Raw genomic sequence first — 14133 nt, forward strand, 5'->3', positions numbered from 1 at the left:
CAACAGCGAACTGCGGATGATGACCGCCAATGCGGCCTATACCGGTAACGCAATGATGGCCGTGTGCGTGGGCCCGGGGTGGAATCGGGCGCAGGGGATGTCTGCGCCGTTGGGCAACGAGATCACGAAACTTACGAAAGCGGGCGCCAGGGCATGGCTGGCTCAAGGCGACATCAACTTCGCGCAGGCCGCAAAGCGATTGATTGCCCGCACGGCGACTTGGGCGGCGCTTGGTGCAATTGCTGCGGGTGTTGAAGCGTGGCAGGTGTCCAAAGATGTTGCGGGGGCGAGTAGTGAAGACGAGAGGAATGCACTGGAATGGAAGTACGGCACTCTACGTATGATGAGTTTCGTTGCAACTATCCAATTTACCGGCGCTATTTTGGGCTACTGGTTGAATTTTGCCTGGATCATGTCCTCACCGGTCACCATTGTTCTGGGCGCACTCGGCATTGCCTATCTGCTGTTTTCAGTACATGCCAACCGCTACAAGCGCGAAGGCCTAAGGCTGTGGCTGTACCGCTGTAGCTGGGGCAAAGCTCCAGAGGAAAACTGGGTAGGCATTGACGGCCATAAAACCCAATTGACGGCCTTGCTGGAGATCCTACAACGGCCCAGCGTCTGGGCCCGAGCGGTGTACACCTATCCGGACCGAGGGCCGCAACGTTGCCTGGGGTTCTGGGTGCAACTGCTGTTCCCCGCCACGCTGGCGGGCAGTATTGTCCAGCTGCAACCGGTGGTGATCGACAGCGAAGGTTCACCGGTCTATCACACGCCGCAGCAGCAGAGCCCACTCTACGAGCACTTTCTGCGCGGTTATTGGGTTGATCCTGAGTTGGCCGGGCAACTGCCGGAGGCCGCCGGTGGCCAGCAATTACAGAGCGACTTTGCCTATCAGGCCAAGGATCAATACCGCGTATGGCAGGCCTGGGTGGCGACACCCACGAGCAATGCAGCACTGGAACTGGAGGTGCATTACCCGCCACCGCTCAATCAACGTGCAGACGCCCGTGGCTACATGTTCCGTGTGGCCTTGCGCGACGATTTACGTGAGGCCGAGCGCCAAAATACGCTGTTCACGGACATGCTGCCTGACGACCAGAAGCTGGAGAAACACAGCCTCTACGGGTTGAACCTTCAGGTGCCAGAGGGGATGGCGAAATGAAGGCTTCAGAAGGGTTGTCTCGCGTAAGGTCCCTGCTGGACAACTGGGCCACGCCACGAGAACTGCCGCCACAACTGACGTGGAAGTATGCACATGAACCAGAACTGCTGGGGTGGAGGATCAAGGCACGAAACTACAATACCGTTATTGCTAATGGGTTGTTTTTTTTCTGGCTGGTGGTTGCTGTTTGGTTTGGGTTTTCTATGCACTCAAATTTTGAAACATATGATGAGCCTGTGCGTTCATTATGTGCCCTCCTGTTTTTCTCTTTGTTGATCATTACTGTATTAAGCATGACCCATCAACGCATGAATTTTGCCTACCGTTTTACAAAGTCTGGAGCAGAATTTTGCAAATGGAAGGTTTTTCCGGAGTGGACACTCACTTTCTTGAAGGGTTTGGCAGCATTCACGGCGATTGCATTTATGTGTATGGCAAGTGCATATAACGATCCGGCGCTTCTGATCGGTGCTATTGGCGGATCCGGTAGCGTGATGTTGACACATGCCTCCATGAATTCAGCGCGCTACCGTGATTTGCAAACAGACTTTCATCACCATACCTACGAGTGGTCGAGGTTCACTGAGGTAGCCATAGACCGAAAGCAAAAATTGGTTGGCTTGGAGTTCGCTTGGTACAACGATTATCTGAACAAACACTCGCGCAGTACCTTCCCACTGTTTGCCAAGCGTAAAGCGTTCGAGTCGATCCTGGGGCTTGTTGAGCAGCACCTCCCGAATGTACCTCGGGCCGACAGGCACGTTGACCGTGGTTAACGCGCACTGGTCGGACGGAGACGGCTAAATGACCGCAGTCAGCGGTTTATCTAACGTGAAGTCCGTGCTGACATACTGGGTTGGAGCATCAAGGCGCGGAACTACAGTAGCGTTATTACTGACACCGTCGTGACACCCGTGACCCAGGTCAGCGCCGACAGCCTCGAAAACCGTTAAGCTATTAACGTTGATAACTGGAGGCTAATCGTTTGAAAAGCTGGCACTGCGTCGTGGGTATCCTGCTGATCACCACGCTCACCATTTTGCTCGAAATTCCTTCCGATACCTGGATGACCTCGGCCACCCTCAGCTTGGTGCTGGGCGCTGCGGCGTTGGCCAACATGGCGGTTTCATGCCTGCTGGCCGCTCGCTGGCATCTCATCGAGCGACTGTTCGGCGGGCTGGATCGGGTGTATGAAACGCACAAATGGCTGGGCATCTGGGCGTTGGTCTTTGCCAGCTACCACCTGGTGTTCAAAGCCAACCTGGACGCCTGGAACAGTGCTGCGATTGTGGAGTTTTCCAAGTACTGGACGCGCATGGTGCGCCAACTGAGCTATGTGGCACTGGGCATGATCGTGTTGCTGGCCCTGAACCGAAACATCCCCTATAGCGTCTGGCGCTGGTGGCACAAACTCTCTGGCCCGCTGTTCCTGATCGTCATTGCCCATTGGCTGAGCTTCAAGTCACCGATTACCCTGAACAGCCCTTCCGGCCTCTGGTTGGCCGTACTCTGTGGCCTGGGGGTCATTGCTGCCCTGTACAAGCTGGTGCTCTACCCCTTCATTGCCACAGCCGGCGAGTACAAGGTTGCTGCGGTGTCCATTGCCAAAGGCTCCCTGCACCTGGAACTGGCACCGGTCCATCGCGGCTTCCCGTTCAAGGCCGGGCAATTCGCATTCCTGGCCATGAAGGAAAAGGGCTTGCGTGAGCCCCACCCGTTCACGATCGCCAGCGCCCATAAAGACAACGGCCACATCCACTTCGTGATCCGCGCTTTGGGCGACTACACCCAGGCGCTGCGCAAACAGGTCAAGGTCGGCATGCTGGCGGATATCTATGCCCCTTACGGGCACTTCAAGCGCCTGCCCGATGCTCAGCGGGAAATCTGGATTGGTGGCGGGGTGGGCATTTCGCCGTTCGTTTCCTGGTTGCAGGACAAAGCTGCCAAGCGCTTCGACAATGTCACGCTGGTTTACTGCTTCAACCCTTCACGGGCGTTCCCCAGTGTCGAGCAGATGAAAACGATGGCTGAAGAACGCGGCGCCGAGTTTGTCGGCCATGACAGCAGCGCCGACAAACTGGCTGAGACCTTGCGCCGGGTTGCTGGCGAAACCAATCCAGGGCACATCCAGATCAGCTTCTGCGGCCCCAAAGGGCTGCTGGCCCAGGTCAAGGAACTGATGCGCGAACAGCGGATTCCAGAAGGCAATCTGCGTTATGAGTTCTTCGAATTCCGCTAACAGCCTTCACTGAATCTCTCGCGCTGCTACGCCAAGGCCGATTGGCGTAGCAGCTACATCACGCCCTCGCCTTTCCCCCTCGCCCTCCCAGCACACCTCCAGCAGACAGCGGAATCCGCGTTTGCCGGCCATCTGTCGCCTTCTTGCTCTACAAACTCACCTGAGGGACTTGCGCTTACAGTATTATGGTATACCATCATACGCACAAACCTTATTCCCTCAGATGGAGCCGCTCATGAGTTTTGAAATTCGCAAAATCGTCAGCTATGTCGAAGAAACCTTCATCGAAGGCGGTAAAGCTGCAGACAAGCCGGTGACCATGGTCGGGCTGGCTGTGGTCATCAAGAACCCTTGGCTGGGCCGCGGCTTCGTTGAAGACCTGAAGCCGGAAATCCGTGCCAACTGCTCCGACCTCGGTGCCCTGATGGTTGAGCGGCTGGTGGCAACCATTGGCGGCGCGGAAAAGATCGAAGCCTACGGCAAGGCGGCCGTCGTCGGTGCCGACGGTGAAATCGAGCACGCTTCCGCTGTCATCCATACCCTGCGCTTTGGCAATCATTACCGTGAAGCGGTCAAGGCCAAAAGCTACCTGAGCTTCACCAACAAGCGCGGTGGCCCTGGCACTTCGATCCAGATTCCGATGATGCACAAGGACGATGAGGGTCTGCGTTCGCACTACATCACGCTGGAAATGCAGATCGAAGATGCACCGCGTGCCGACGAAATCGTTGTGGTCCTGGGTTGCGCCGACGGTGGCCGCCTGCACCCGCGTATCGGCAACCGCTACATCGATCTGGAAGAACTGGCCGCTGAGAAAGCGCAGTAACCCACACAGCATGTAGGAGCGCTCCATGATTCGGCTCACTGCTGAACGCACACCGGCTGGCACCAGTTACCTGGCGACCGGCCAAGGCCAGCCCGTGATATTGATCCACGGCGTGGGCCTGAATAAAGAAATGTGGGGCGGGCAGATCGTAGGCCTGGCCACAAAGTACCGTGTCATTGCCTACGACATGCTCGGGCATGGCGCCAGCCAGCGCCCGCCCACTGGCACCGACCTGCTGGGCTATGCCGATCAGTTGCTGGAGTTGCTTGAGCACCTTGAGCTGCCGCGGGCGACCGTGATTGGCTTCTCCATGGGCGGGCTGGTCGCTCGCGCCTTTGCGCTGCACTATCCGCAGCACGTGCAGGGGCTGGTGATCCTTAACAGCGTGTTCAACCGTAGCCTGGAACAACGCGCTGGCGTCATTGCGCGAACCGCCCAGGCCGCTGAGCACGGGCCGGACGCTAATGCCGAAGCGGCGCTGTCACGCTGGTTCAGCCGCGAGTATCAGGCTGCCAACCCGGCTCAGATCGCAGCCATCCGCCAGACACTGGCCAGCAATGATCCACAAGGCTACCTGACCACCTACGAGTTGTTCGCCACGCAGGACATGTACCGCGCTGACGACCTCGGCAGCATTCGGGTGCCCACCCTGATTGCCACCGGCGAACTGGACCCCGGTTCGACCCCGGAGATGGCCCGGCAATTGGCCGAGCGCATTCCCGGCGCACAAGTGGCAATACTCGACGAACAGCGGCATATGATGCCGGTAGAGTCGCCGCGCCTGGTCAATCAGGTGCTGCTGAACTTTCTGGATAACGCACAAAACCAACACAACCAGATAGAGGGGATCGTTGCATGACACTCGCACGCTTCCAGATGTGCATCGGCGGCGAATGGGTCGATGCCCTTAACGGCAAGACGTTTGAAAGCCTGAACCCGGCGCTCGCCGAGCCTTGGGCGGTGCTGCCCGATGCTGACGAAGCCGATGTCGAACGTGCCGTTCAATCGGCCCAGGCAGCCTTCGAGGGCGCAGCCTGGCGGGGCCTGAGCGCTACCGCACGAGGCAAGCTGTTGCGCCGCCTTGGCGATCTGATCGCCGAGAACAAAGAGCAACTGGCACAACTGGAAAGTCGCGACAACGGCAAACTGATCCGCGAAACCCGCGGCCAGGTGGGCTACCTGCCAGAGTTCTTCCACTACACCGCGGGCCTGGCCGACAAGCTCGAAGGCGGCACGCTGCCGCTGGACAAGCCGGACATGTTTGCCTACACCGTGCACGAGCCCATCGGCGTCGTGGCCGGGATAATCCCGTGGAACAGCCCGCTGTACCTGACCGCGATAAAACTGGCGCCAGCATTGGCTGCAGGTAACACCATCGTGCTCAAGCCGTCCGAACATGCCTCGGCGACCATTCTTGAGCTGGCCCGCTTGGCCCTGGAAGCCGGCATTCCGCCGGGTGTCGTCAACGTCGTGACCGGTTACGGCCCCAGCACGGGTGCTGCACTGACCCGTCACCCCCTGGTGCGCAAGATTGCCTTCACCGGTGGTGCCGCCACGGCGCGCCACGTGGTACGCAGCAGCGCCGAGAACTTTGCCAAGCTGTCGCTGGAGCTGGGCGGCAAATCACCCAACATCATCTTTTCCGACGCAGACCTCGACAGTGCAATCAACGGTGCCATCGCGGGTATCTATGCGGCCTCCGGCCAGAGTTGCGTGTCCGGTTCGCGCCTGCTGGTTCAGGACGAAATCTACGATGAGTTCGTCGAGCGCCTGATTGCCCGCGCCAAACGCATTCGTATCGGCAACCCGCAGGACGACAGCACCGAGATGGGCCCGATGGCCACGGCCCAACAACTGGCAGTCGTCGAAGGCCTGGTGGCCGATGCCCTGGCCGAAGGTGCTCGTCTGCGCCTGGGTGGCAAGCGCCCGGACATTGCCGGCGGAGGCTGGTTCTATGAGCCGACCCTGTTCGAGTGCGACAGCAACTCGATGAAGATCATGCAGGAAGAGGTGTTCGGCCCAGTGGCCTCGGTGATTCGTTTCAAGGACGAAGCCCAAGCCCTGGCAATCGCCAACGACTCGCAATTCGGCCTTGCTGCCGGTATCTGGACACGCGATCTGGGCCGCGCCCATCGCCTGGCCCGGGACGTACGCTCCGGCATCATCTGGGTCAACACCTACCGCGCGGTATCGGCCATGGCGCCTATCGGCGGCTTCAAGAACAGCGGCTACGGTCGCGAGAGCGGCATCGAATCGGTGCTGGCCTATACCGAACTGAAAACGGTATGGATCAACCTCTCGCAAGCACCGATGCCCGACCCGTTTGTCATGCGCTAGGAGACCTGCATCATGATCGAACCCGGCATTTACAAAGAAGTCATGGGCTCCTTCCCTTCCGGGGTGACAGTGGTCACCACCCTGGACGCGCAGGGTGACATCGTCGGCATCACCGCCAGCGCGTTCAGCGCGTTGTCGATTGACCCGGCACTGGTCCTGTTCTGCCCTAACTACGCGTCTGATACCTACCCGATTCTGCGCAACAGCAAGCAGTTTGCCATTCACTTGCTCGCAGCCGATCAGCAGGCCGAAGCCTATGCCTTTGCCGGCAAGGGCAAAGACAAGGCCAAAGGCATTGAGTGGCACCTCAGTGCGTTGGGCAACCCCTTGCTGAGCAAGGCCACTGCGATCATTGAGTGCGAGCTCTGGCGCGAATACGACGGCGGCGATCACGCCATCATCGTCGGCGCGGTAAAAAACCTGATCCTGCCCGATCAGCCAGCCACGCCGATGATCTACCACAAAGGCAAGCTGGGCGCGCTGCCCACCCTGGCCTAAGCGTTTACTCCGGGGCCGCTCGCTACCCTCCCCCTCGGTAGCGGCCCCTTTTTATTCCGGGAGCCGGCATGACACCTGCAGCCTCGCAACTATTCCGCCAGCAAGCCTTTATCAATGGCCAATGGCTGGACGCGCCAGACGGCGCCTATCAGCAGATTTTCAATCCGGCCAACGGCGAAAAAATCGGCCAAGTCCCCAACCTCGGTGCCGACCACGCCCGCCTGGCCATCGCTTCGGCAAACGCGGCCTGGCCGAGCTGGCGCAGCCTGACGGCCAAGGAACGCAGCAACCTGCTCAAGCGCTGGCACAGCCTGATGCTCGAGCATGCCGACGCCCTGGCCGAAATCCTCACGCTGGAACAGGGCAAACCCCTTGCCGAAGCCAAGGGTGAGATCCTCTATGCGGCCAGCTTTATCGAGTGGTTTGCCGAGGAAGCCAAACGCATCTACGGCGATACCATCCCCAGCCACAAGGCTGATGCACGTATCGTCGTCAGCAAGGAGCCGATCGGTGTCGTGGCCGCCATCACACCGTGGAACTTCCCGGCCGCGATGATCACCCGCAAAGCCGGTCCGGCCTTGGCGGCAGGCTGCACATGTATCGTCAAACCGGCACCGGAAACCCCCTTCTCAGCGCTGGCCATGGCCGCGCTGGCCGAACAGGCCGGTATTCCACCCGGCGTGTTCAATGTCATCACGGGCGACGCCGTGGCGATTGGTGCAGAACTGACCGGCAGCCCCGTGGTGCGCAAGCTCTCCTTCACCGGCTCCACCGGCATTGGCAAATTGCTGATGGCGCAGTGCGCGCCGACCCTGAAGAAAGTCTCGTTGGAACTGGGCGGCAATGCGCCCTTTATCGTCTTCGACGACGCCGACCTTGAGCGCGCCGTGGAAGGCGCATTGGTCGCCAAGTTCCGCAATGCCGGGCAGACCTGCGTGTGTGTCAACCGCTTCCTGGTTCAAGACGGCATTCACGATGCGTTTGTTGCACGCCTTGCCGAGCGTGTTGCAGCACTCAAGGTTGGCGATGGTTTCGAGCCCGATGTCCAGCAAGGGCCGCTGATCAACGAACGCGCCGTGGCCAAGGTTGAAGAGCATGTTCAGGATGCACTGGCATTAGGCGCACAGCGGGTCTGCGGAGGCGCACGCCATGCGCTGGGGCATGGCTTTTTCCAGCCAACCGTCCTCGCCGGGCTGACCCGCGAAATGAAGGTCGCGCAGGAAGAAACCTTCGGGCCATTGGCAGCGGTATTCCGTTTCGACACTGAAGTCGAAGCGATTGCGCGTGCCAACGAAACCGAATTCGGCCTTGCGGCCTACTGTTACACCCGCGACCTGGGGCGTGCCTGGCGCATGAGCGAAGCCCTGGAGTACGGCATGGTCGGCATCAACGAAGGGTTGATTTCCACCGAAGTGGCGCCCTTTGGCGGGGTCAAGGCATCGGGCCTGGGCCGTGAAGGCTCGAAGTACGGCATCGAAGACTACCTCGAAATCAAATACACCCTGATGGGCGGGCTTTGACCCGACAGGAGCAGCACGACATGAGCAACGAAAAATATGAAAAGGGCCTGGCGATTCGTACCCAGGTACTGGGCGAAGCCTACGTCAACCGCTCAATCGAGAATGCCGACGACTTCAATCGCCCCCTGCAGGAGCTGGTCACAGAGTACTGCTGGGGTCACGTCTGGGGCCGCGAGGGCTTATCGCTTAAAGAGCGCAGCATGATAAACTTGGCCATGATATCGGCCCTTAACCGGCCTCACGAACTCAAGCTGCATATCCGTGGCGCCTTGCGTAATGGACTGAGTCGTGAACAAATACGCGAAATTCTGCTTCAGGTCGGCATCTACTGTGGCGTACCCGCTGCCGTAGACAGTTTCCGGCTTGCCCGCGAAGCCTTCGCCGAAGCCGATGCAGAGGCCTCCAGTTAAACCTGGGCTGCTGATCCAAACGGAGCACGGACGATCCCGATGATCGACGTGCGCCTTTTACCTGGACAGCCCAACTCAGAGCAGACCCCATGAAACGCCTGCCACTCGACGACAGCTTCAAGGTCAATCGCAACCCCGTTACCCTGCGCGAAATCGTGCTGGATAAACTGCGAAGCGCCATCATGAATTTCCAGCTCCTGCCCGGAGACCGCCTGGTCGAGCGCGACCTGTGCGACCGCCTCGGCGTCAGCCGTACCTCGGTTCGCGAAGCCTTGCGCCATCTGGAATCCGAAGGGCTGGTGGAATTCGCCGACGCCAAGGGTCCTCGGGTGGCAATCATTACGCTGGACGATGCGGTCGATATCTACGAGCTGCGCTGTGTACTGGAAGGCATGATCGTCCAACTGTTCACTCTGCGTGCCAAAGCCAAGGATATCAAGGCCCTGGAAAAAGCCCTCGAAGAAAACCGCAAGGCCCTCGCAGAGGGCGAGCTGCAGCAGGTCATCGATTCGGTTCAAGGGTTCTATGACGTGTTGCTCGAAGGCTCGGGCAACCACATTGCCGCGACCCAGTTACGCCAGCTGCAGGCCCGTATCAGCTACCTTCGCGCCACATCGGTGTCTCAGGAGAACCGCCGTGGCACCAGTAGCCACGAAATGGAACGTATTGTCGAGGCCATCAAGAGCGGCGATCCACTGGCCGCGCACCAGGCCTCGGTCGACCACGTCCGCGCGGCGGCGAAGGTGGCCTTGGAGTACCTCAAGCGCAAGCAAGGGGAAACCGGCGACATCCCCGAGATCATTGCACCCATCGCCCTTAAAGAACCGCGTATAGGCCGCTGAAATGATGACCCCGCGCTTTTGCCCGCAATGCGGTGGCAATGACCTGGTTCGCCAGCTGCCACCGGGGGATACCCATGAGCGCCAGATGTGCCGCAGTTGCGGCTACATCCACTACGTCAATCCAAAAATCATTGCCGGCTGCATCATCGAGCAGGACGGCAAGTACCTGCTGTGCCAACGCGCCATCCCTCCTCGCCCGGGCACCTGGACACTGCCGGCCGGTTTCATGGAAAGCAATGAGACCACTGAACAGGCTGCCTTGCGCGAAGTGTGGGAAGAAACGGGCGTGCGAGCGGAAATCCACTCACCCTACTCGATCTTCAGCGTGCCGAAGATCAGTGAGGTGTACATCATCTACCGCGCCATCGCCCTGGAAGTCACCGGCCAGTTTGGCCCGGAAACCCTCGACTACAAGTTCTTCGCACCCGAGGACATTCCCTGGGACAGCATCTATTACCCGGCAATACGGCAGATCCTCGAACGCTACATCGAGGAACGCCGCGCGGGTGTCTATGGCATCTACATTGGCAATGATGACTGCGGCAAGATCCACTTCATCCGCTGACCCCGCCGCGCCCGTCATTCAGGGCGCTATGCCCTCGACTATAATCACTTCAGCCCGAGCAACACCTTCACGGTAGCCCTTGGCCTCTTGGTACTGCTGCGAGTGGTAGCAGGCCAGCGCCTGCGCGTAGGAGTCAAACTCGATGACAACGCTGCGTTGTGGCGTTGCTCGCCCTTCCAGTGCTTCGCTGCGGCCGCCCCGAGCCAATAGACGCCCCCCATAAGCAGCAAACGCCGCAGGTGCACGACGGGTGTATTCGCTGTATGCGTCCGGGTCGGTGACATCCACATGCGCAATCCAGTAAGCCTTCATCGTGACCTCCTCAGTCAAACCGTATTATGGTATACCATAGAATTTCATACCACACACTGAGAGTCCAGCCATGGCCTTCAACAGCATCGAAGAAATCATCGAAGACTACCGCCAGGGCAAGATGGTGATCCTGGTCGATGACGAGGACCGCGAGAACGAAGGCGACCTGCTGATCGCGGCCGACCATTGCGACGCCAGGGCCATCAGCTTCATGGCCTGCGAGGCCCGTGGCCTGATCTGCCTGACTCTAACCGACGAGCACTGCCAGCGTTTGGGTCTGGAGCAAATGGTGCCCAGCAACGGTAGCGTGTTCAGTACCGCGTTCACCGTCTCCATCGAAGCCGCCAGCGGCGTCACCACAGGCATTTCTGCTGCCGACCGGGCCCGTACCGTGGCCGCCGCAGTGGCCAGCAATGCCGTGCCAGAGGACCTCGTACAACCCGGGCATATCTTTCCGCTGCGCGCCAAGGAAGGCGGCGTCCTGACCCGCGCCGGGCATACCGAAGCGGGCTGCGACCTGGCGCGACTGGCGGGCCTTACCCCGTCCTCGGTCATTGTCGAGGTCATGAACGACGATGGCACCATGGCCCGGCGCCCTGACCTGGAAGTGTTCGCCCGCCGGCACGGCATCAAGATCGGCACCATTGCCGACCTGATCCACTACCGCCTGAGCACCGAACACACGATAGTCCGTATCGGTGAGCGTGAGCTGCCGACGGTACATGGCACCTTCCGCCTGGTCACCTATGAAGACCGGATTGAAGGCGGCGTACACATGGCGATGGTGATGGGCGAACTGCGCCGCGAACAACCAACCCTGGTACGGGTGCACGTCATCGACCCACTGCGTGACCTGGTGGGCGCAGAGTACAGCGGGCCAAGCAACTGGACACTCTGGGCGGCCCTGCAGAAAGTCGCCGAGGAAGGCCATGGGGTTGTGGTAATCCTGGCCAACCATGAATCCTCACAAGCCCTGCTTGAACGCATACCGCAGTTGACCCAACCGCCACGGCAGTACAGCCGCTCACAGTCGCGCATCTACTCGGAAGTCGGCACTGGCGCGCAGATCCTGCAGGACTTGGGCGTGGGCAAACTGCGTCATCTTGGCCCACCGTTGAAATACGCAGGGCTGACCGGCTATGACCTGGAAGTGGTTGAAAGTATTCCATTTTCTGCCTGATCACCGCTGTTTCAAGCGCGGCAACGCGCGATGTTGTCCAGAAACACAGCATTTTGCCGGATGGTCGGTACGGCAAAATGCTTGCAGAAAGTTTGGAATACCATAATATGATATTCCGTAGACCGGACACTTTTGCCAAGTGCGCCCGCCAGGGACAGCACAAATAACAGCCCTTGGCACGGTCGCCTTTCAAGGCCCCGATGGACCTACTGCTCCCGATAAGCGGGTGTCTACAGCCCGCTCAAAAACACAACAAATGAGGGCGTGAAAATGGTGTTGAACAAACGTGTAGCCGCAGTACTTGTTGCAGGCATGCTGTCATCGGCCTGCTCATTCGTCTCAGCGGCCGAGAGCGTCAACTTTGTCAGTTGGGGCGGTACAACCCAGGATGCGCAGAAGCAGGCCTGGGCCGACTCCTTCACCCGCAGCAGCGGCATCACCGTGGTTCAAGACGGGCCAACCGACTATGGCAAGCTCAAGGCCATGGTCGAAAGCGGCAATGTGCAGTGGGATGTCGTGGATGTAGAGGCTGACTTCGCCTTGCGCGCAGCAGCTGAAGGCTTGCTCGAGCCACTGGACTTCAACACGATTCAGCGCGACAAGATCGACCCGCGTTTTGTCTCCGATCACGGCGTCGGCTCGTTCTTCTTCTCCTTCGTGCTGGGCTACAACGAAGGCAAGCTGGGCGCCAGCAAGCCAGTCGATTGGAGCGCACTGTTCGACACCAAGACCTACCCCGGCAAACGTGCCCTGTACAAATGGCCAAGCCCTGGCGTGCTTGAACTGGCCCTGCTGGCTGACGGCGTGCCCGCCGACAAGCTCTATCCGCTGGACCTGGACCGCGCCTTCAAAAAACTCGACACCATCAAGAAAGACATCGTCTGGTGGGGCGGCGGCGCGCAATCGCAGCAACTGCTTGCCTCGGGTGAAGCCAGCCTCGGGCAGTTCTGGAACGGCCGGATCTATGCCCTGCAGCAAGATGGCGCCCCCGTGGGCGTAAGCTGGAAACAGAACCTGGTCATGGCCGATTTCCTGGTAATCCCCAAAGGCTCCAAGAACAAGGATGCGGCCATGAAGTTCCTGGCCAATGCCAGCAGCGCCAAAGGCCAGGCCGACTTTTCCAACCTGACCGCCTATGCGCCGGTCAACGTCGACAGCGTCGCGCGCCTGGACTCCGTGCTGGCACCTAACCTGCCGACTGCCTACGCTAAGGACCAGATCACTCTCGACTTCGCATACTGGGCCAAGAACGGTCCTGCCATTGCGACACGGTGGAACGAATGGCTGGTCAAATGAAAATGGCGGCCACTGCGTCCCGTCACGCTAACCCGAGCAGCAGCGCCAAGGGCGCTGCAGGCTCGACCACTGGCAAGGCAGTCACCATGAAGCAATCCCCCACCCTGGCCCAACGCTGGCGGGGCGTCGGCAACCTGATACCGGCCCTGCTGTTCCTTGGCCTGTTCTTCCTGGCGCCATTAATCGGCCTGTTGCTGCGTGGCGTACTGGAACCCACGCCAGGGCTGGGAAACTACGAACAACTGTTCGCCAACTCGGCCTATGCACGGGTGCTGCTGAACACGTTCTCGGTGGCCGGGCTGGTCACGCTGTTCAGCCTGCTGCTGGGCTTTCCGCTGGCCTGGGTGATCACGCTGGTACCTCGCGGTTGGGGTCGCTGGGTGTTGAACATCGTCCTGCTGTCGATGTGGACCAGCCTGTTGGCGCGCACCTACTCCTGGCTGGTGCTGCTGCAGGCGTCCGGGGTCATCAACAAGGCGCTGATGGCCTTGGGCATCATCGATCAACCGCTGGAAATGGTGCACAACCTGACCGGCGTGGTGATCGGCATGAGCTACATCATGATCCCGTTCATCGTCCTGCCGCTGCAGGCCACCATGCAGGCAATCGACCCGATGATCCTGCAGGCCGGCTCAATCTGCGGCGCCAGCCCCTGGACCAACTTCTTCCGGGTGTTCTTGCCGCTGTGTCGTCCGGGGCTGTTCTCTGGCGGGCTGATGGTGTTCGTGATGTCCCTGGGTTACTACGTGACGCCAGCACTGCTGGGCGGTGCGCAGAACATGATGCTGCCCGAGTTCATCATTCAGCAGGTGCAATCGTTCCTTAACTGGGGCCTGGCCAGCGCCGGCGCCGCACTGCTGATCGTGATCACCCTGGTGCTGTTCTACTTCTACCTGAAGCTTCAACCGGAGTCTCCGGTTGGTGCCAGTAACGCGAGGTAAGC

14 protein-coding genes and 1 pseudogene are annotated in these 14133 nt (G+C 59.8%); 14 read left to right on the forward strand and 1 reads right to left on the reverse strand.

What is annotated here, in order from left to right:
• From UIA24_RS20885 to UIA24_RS20935, 11 genes and pseudogenes are all read left to right on the forward strand, one after another.
• Positions 1–1165, forward strand: a pseudogene (locus UIA24_RS20885) (T6SS effector BTH_I2691 family protein); the annotation flags it as partial.
• Complete coding sequence (locus tag UIA24_RS20890; protein WP_330523802.1) at positions 1162–1941, forward strand: hypothetical protein; 780 nt, start codon at positions 1162–1164, stop codon at positions 1939–1941. The pseudogene UIA24_RS20885 and the gene UIA24_RS20890, both read left to right, overlap by 4 nt.
• Positions 1942–2150: 209 nt before the next feature.
• Positions 2151–3404 carry a ferredoxin reductase family protein gene (locus tag UIA24_RS20895; protein ID WP_330523803.1) on the forward strand — a complete coding sequence of 418 codons (1254 nt, stop codon included), beginning with the start codon at positions 2151–2153 and terminating at the stop codon, positions 3402–3404.
• Positions 3405–3639: 235 nt separating this feature from the next.
• The gene (locus UIA24_RS20900) at positions 3640–4230 is read left to right on the forward strand and encodes an amino acid synthesis family protein (protein ID WP_065761139.1); all 591 of its coding nucleotides are present in this window, start codon (positions 3640–3642) and stop codon (positions 4228–4230) included.
• Positions 4231–4255: 25 nt separating this feature from the next.
• Positions 4256–5089: an alpha/beta fold hydrolase gene (locus tag UIA24_RS20905; RefSeq protein WP_065761138.1), complete on the forward strand. Its 834-nt coding sequence runs from the start codon at positions 4256–4258 to the stop codon at positions 5087–5089.
• Entirely contained in the window at positions 5086–6567 is a 1482-nt protein-coding gene (locus tag UIA24_RS20910; protein ID WP_330523805.1) for an aldehyde dehydrogenase, read from the forward strand. Before UIA24_RS20905 ends, UIA24_RS20910 begins: the two co-directional genes overlap by 4 nt.
• A gap of 12 nt (positions 6568–6579) precedes the next feature.
• Positions 6580–7065, forward strand: a complete 486-nt coding sequence (locus UIA24_RS20915; protein ID WP_102051935.1) for a flavin reductase family protein — start codon at positions 6580–6582, stop codon at positions 7063–7065.
• Positions 7066–7133: 68 nt separating this feature from the next.
• Complete coding sequence (locus UIA24_RS20920) at positions 7134–8585, forward strand: NAD-dependent succinate-semialdehyde dehydrogenase (protein ID WP_330523806.1); 1452 nt, start codon at positions 7134–7136, stop codon at positions 8583–8585.
• A 20-nt stretch (positions 8586–8605) separates the two neighbouring features.
• A complete protein-coding gene (locus tag UIA24_RS20925; protein ID WP_065761134.1) occupies positions 8606–8995 on the forward strand; it encodes a carboxymuconolactone decarboxylase family protein in 390 nt (129 codons plus the stop codon).
• An 89-nt stretch (positions 8996–9084) separates the two neighbouring features.
• Complete coding sequence (locus tag UIA24_RS20930; protein WP_102051937.1) at positions 9085–9837, forward strand: GntR family transcriptional regulator; 753 nt, start codon at positions 9085–9087, stop codon at positions 9835–9837.
• A gap of 1 nt (position 9838) precedes the next feature.
• Complete coding sequence (locus UIA24_RS20935) at positions 9839–10402, forward strand: NUDIX hydrolase (RefSeq protein WP_065761132.1); 564 nt, start codon at positions 9839–9841, stop codon at positions 10400–10402.
• Positions 10403–10420: 18 nt separating this feature from the next.
• Here the strand turns inward: UIA24_RS20935 and UIA24_RS20940 are convergent, their stop codons facing one another.
• Positions 10421–10714, reverse strand: coding sequence for a DUF1330 domain-containing protein (locus tag UIA24_RS20940; RefSeq protein WP_099775199.1), 294 nt, complete (start codon positions 10712–10714; stop codon positions 10421–10423).
• A 70-nt stretch (positions 10715–10784) separates the two neighbouring features.
• Between UIA24_RS20940 and ribBA the strand changes: the two genes are divergently transcribed.
• The 3 genes from ribBA to UIA24_RS20955 all read left to right on the forward strand — a co-directional run bounded on the left by ribBA (position 10785) and on the right by UIA24_RS20955 (position 14131).
• Positions 10785–11894: a bifunctional 3,4-dihydroxy-2-butanone-4-phosphate synthase/GTP cyclohydrolase II gene (gene ribBA, locus UIA24_RS20945; protein WP_330523807.1), complete on the forward strand. Its 1110-nt coding sequence runs from the start codon at positions 10785–10787 to the stop codon at positions 11892–11894.
• 270 nt (positions 11895–12164) lie between these two features.
• A complete protein-coding gene (locus tag UIA24_RS20950; RefSeq protein WP_065761129.1) occupies positions 12165–13190 on the forward strand; it encodes an ABC transporter substrate-binding protein in 1026 nt (341 codons plus the stop codon).
• Positions 13187–14131, forward strand: a complete 945-nt coding sequence (locus tag UIA24_RS20955) for an ABC transporter permease (protein ID WP_065761128.1) — start codon at positions 13187–13189, stop codon at positions 14129–14131. The genes UIA24_RS20950 and UIA24_RS20955 overlap by 4 nt, the downstream gene beginning before the upstream one ends.
• Positions 14132–14133: the final 2 nt, after the last annotated feature.

It is taken from the genome of Pseudomonas sp. AL 58, from assembly GCF_036348395.1.
Lineage (GTDB): Bacteria > Pseudomonadota > Gammaproteobacteria > Pseudomonadales > Pseudomonadaceae > Aquipseudomonas > Aquipseudomonas defluvii.

What these genes read in the sequence shown, in the direction of transcription:
- UIA24_RS20915 (WP_102051935.1), top strand. Translation starts at nt 6,580, where the DNA reads ATGATCGAACCCGGCATTTACAAAGAAGTCATGGGCTCCTTCCCTTCC.
- UIA24_RS20940 (WP_099775199.1), bottom strand. Translation starts at nt 10,714, where the DNA reads ATGAAGGCTTACTGGATTGCGCATGTGGATGTCACCGACCCGGACGCA.
- UIA24_RS20935 (WP_065761132.1), top strand. Translation starts at nt 9,839, where the DNA reads ATGATGACCCCGCGCTTTTGCCCGCAATGCGGTGGCAATGACCTGGTT.
- UIA24_RS20900 (WP_065761139.1), top strand. Translation starts at nt 3,640, where the DNA reads ATGAGTTTTGAAATTCGCAAAATCGTCAGCTATGTCGAAGAAACCTTC.
- UIA24_RS20905 (WP_065761138.1), top strand. Translation starts at nt 4,256, where the DNA reads ATGATTCGGCTCACTGCTGAACGCACACCGGCTGGCACCAGTTACCTG.
- ribBA (WP_330523807.1), top strand. Translation starts at nt 10,785, where the DNA reads ATGGCCTTCAACAGCATCGAAGAAATCATCGAAGACTACCGCCAGGGC.
- UIA24_RS20925 (WP_065761134.1), top strand. Translation starts at nt 8,606, where the DNA reads ATGAGCAACGAAAAATATGAAAAGGGCCTGGCGATTCGTACCCAGGTA.
- UIA24_RS20890 (WP_330523802.1), top strand. Translation starts at nt 1,162, where the DNA reads ATGAAGGCTTCAGAAGGGTTGTCTCGCGTAAGGTCCCTGCTGGACAAC.
- UIA24_RS20930 (WP_102051937.1), top strand. Translation starts at nt 9,085, where the DNA reads ATGAAACGCCTGCCACTCGACGACAGCTTCAAGGTCAATCGCAACCCC.
- UIA24_RS20955 (WP_065761128.1), top strand. Translation starts at nt 13,187, where the DNA reads ATGAAAATGGCGGCCACTGCGTCCCGTCACGCTAACCCGAGCAGCAGC.
- UIA24_RS20910 (WP_330523805.1), top strand. Translation starts at nt 5,086, where the DNA reads ATGACACTCGCACGCTTCCAGATGTGCATCGGCGGCGAATGGGTCGAT.
- UIA24_RS20920 (WP_330523806.1), top strand. Translation starts at nt 7,134, where the DNA reads ATGACACCTGCAGCCTCGCAACTATTCCGCCAGCAAGCCTTTATCAAT.
- UIA24_RS20950 (WP_065761129.1), top strand. Translation starts at nt 12,165, where the DNA reads ATGGTGTTGAACAAACGTGTAGCCGCAGTACTTGTTGCAGGCATGCTG.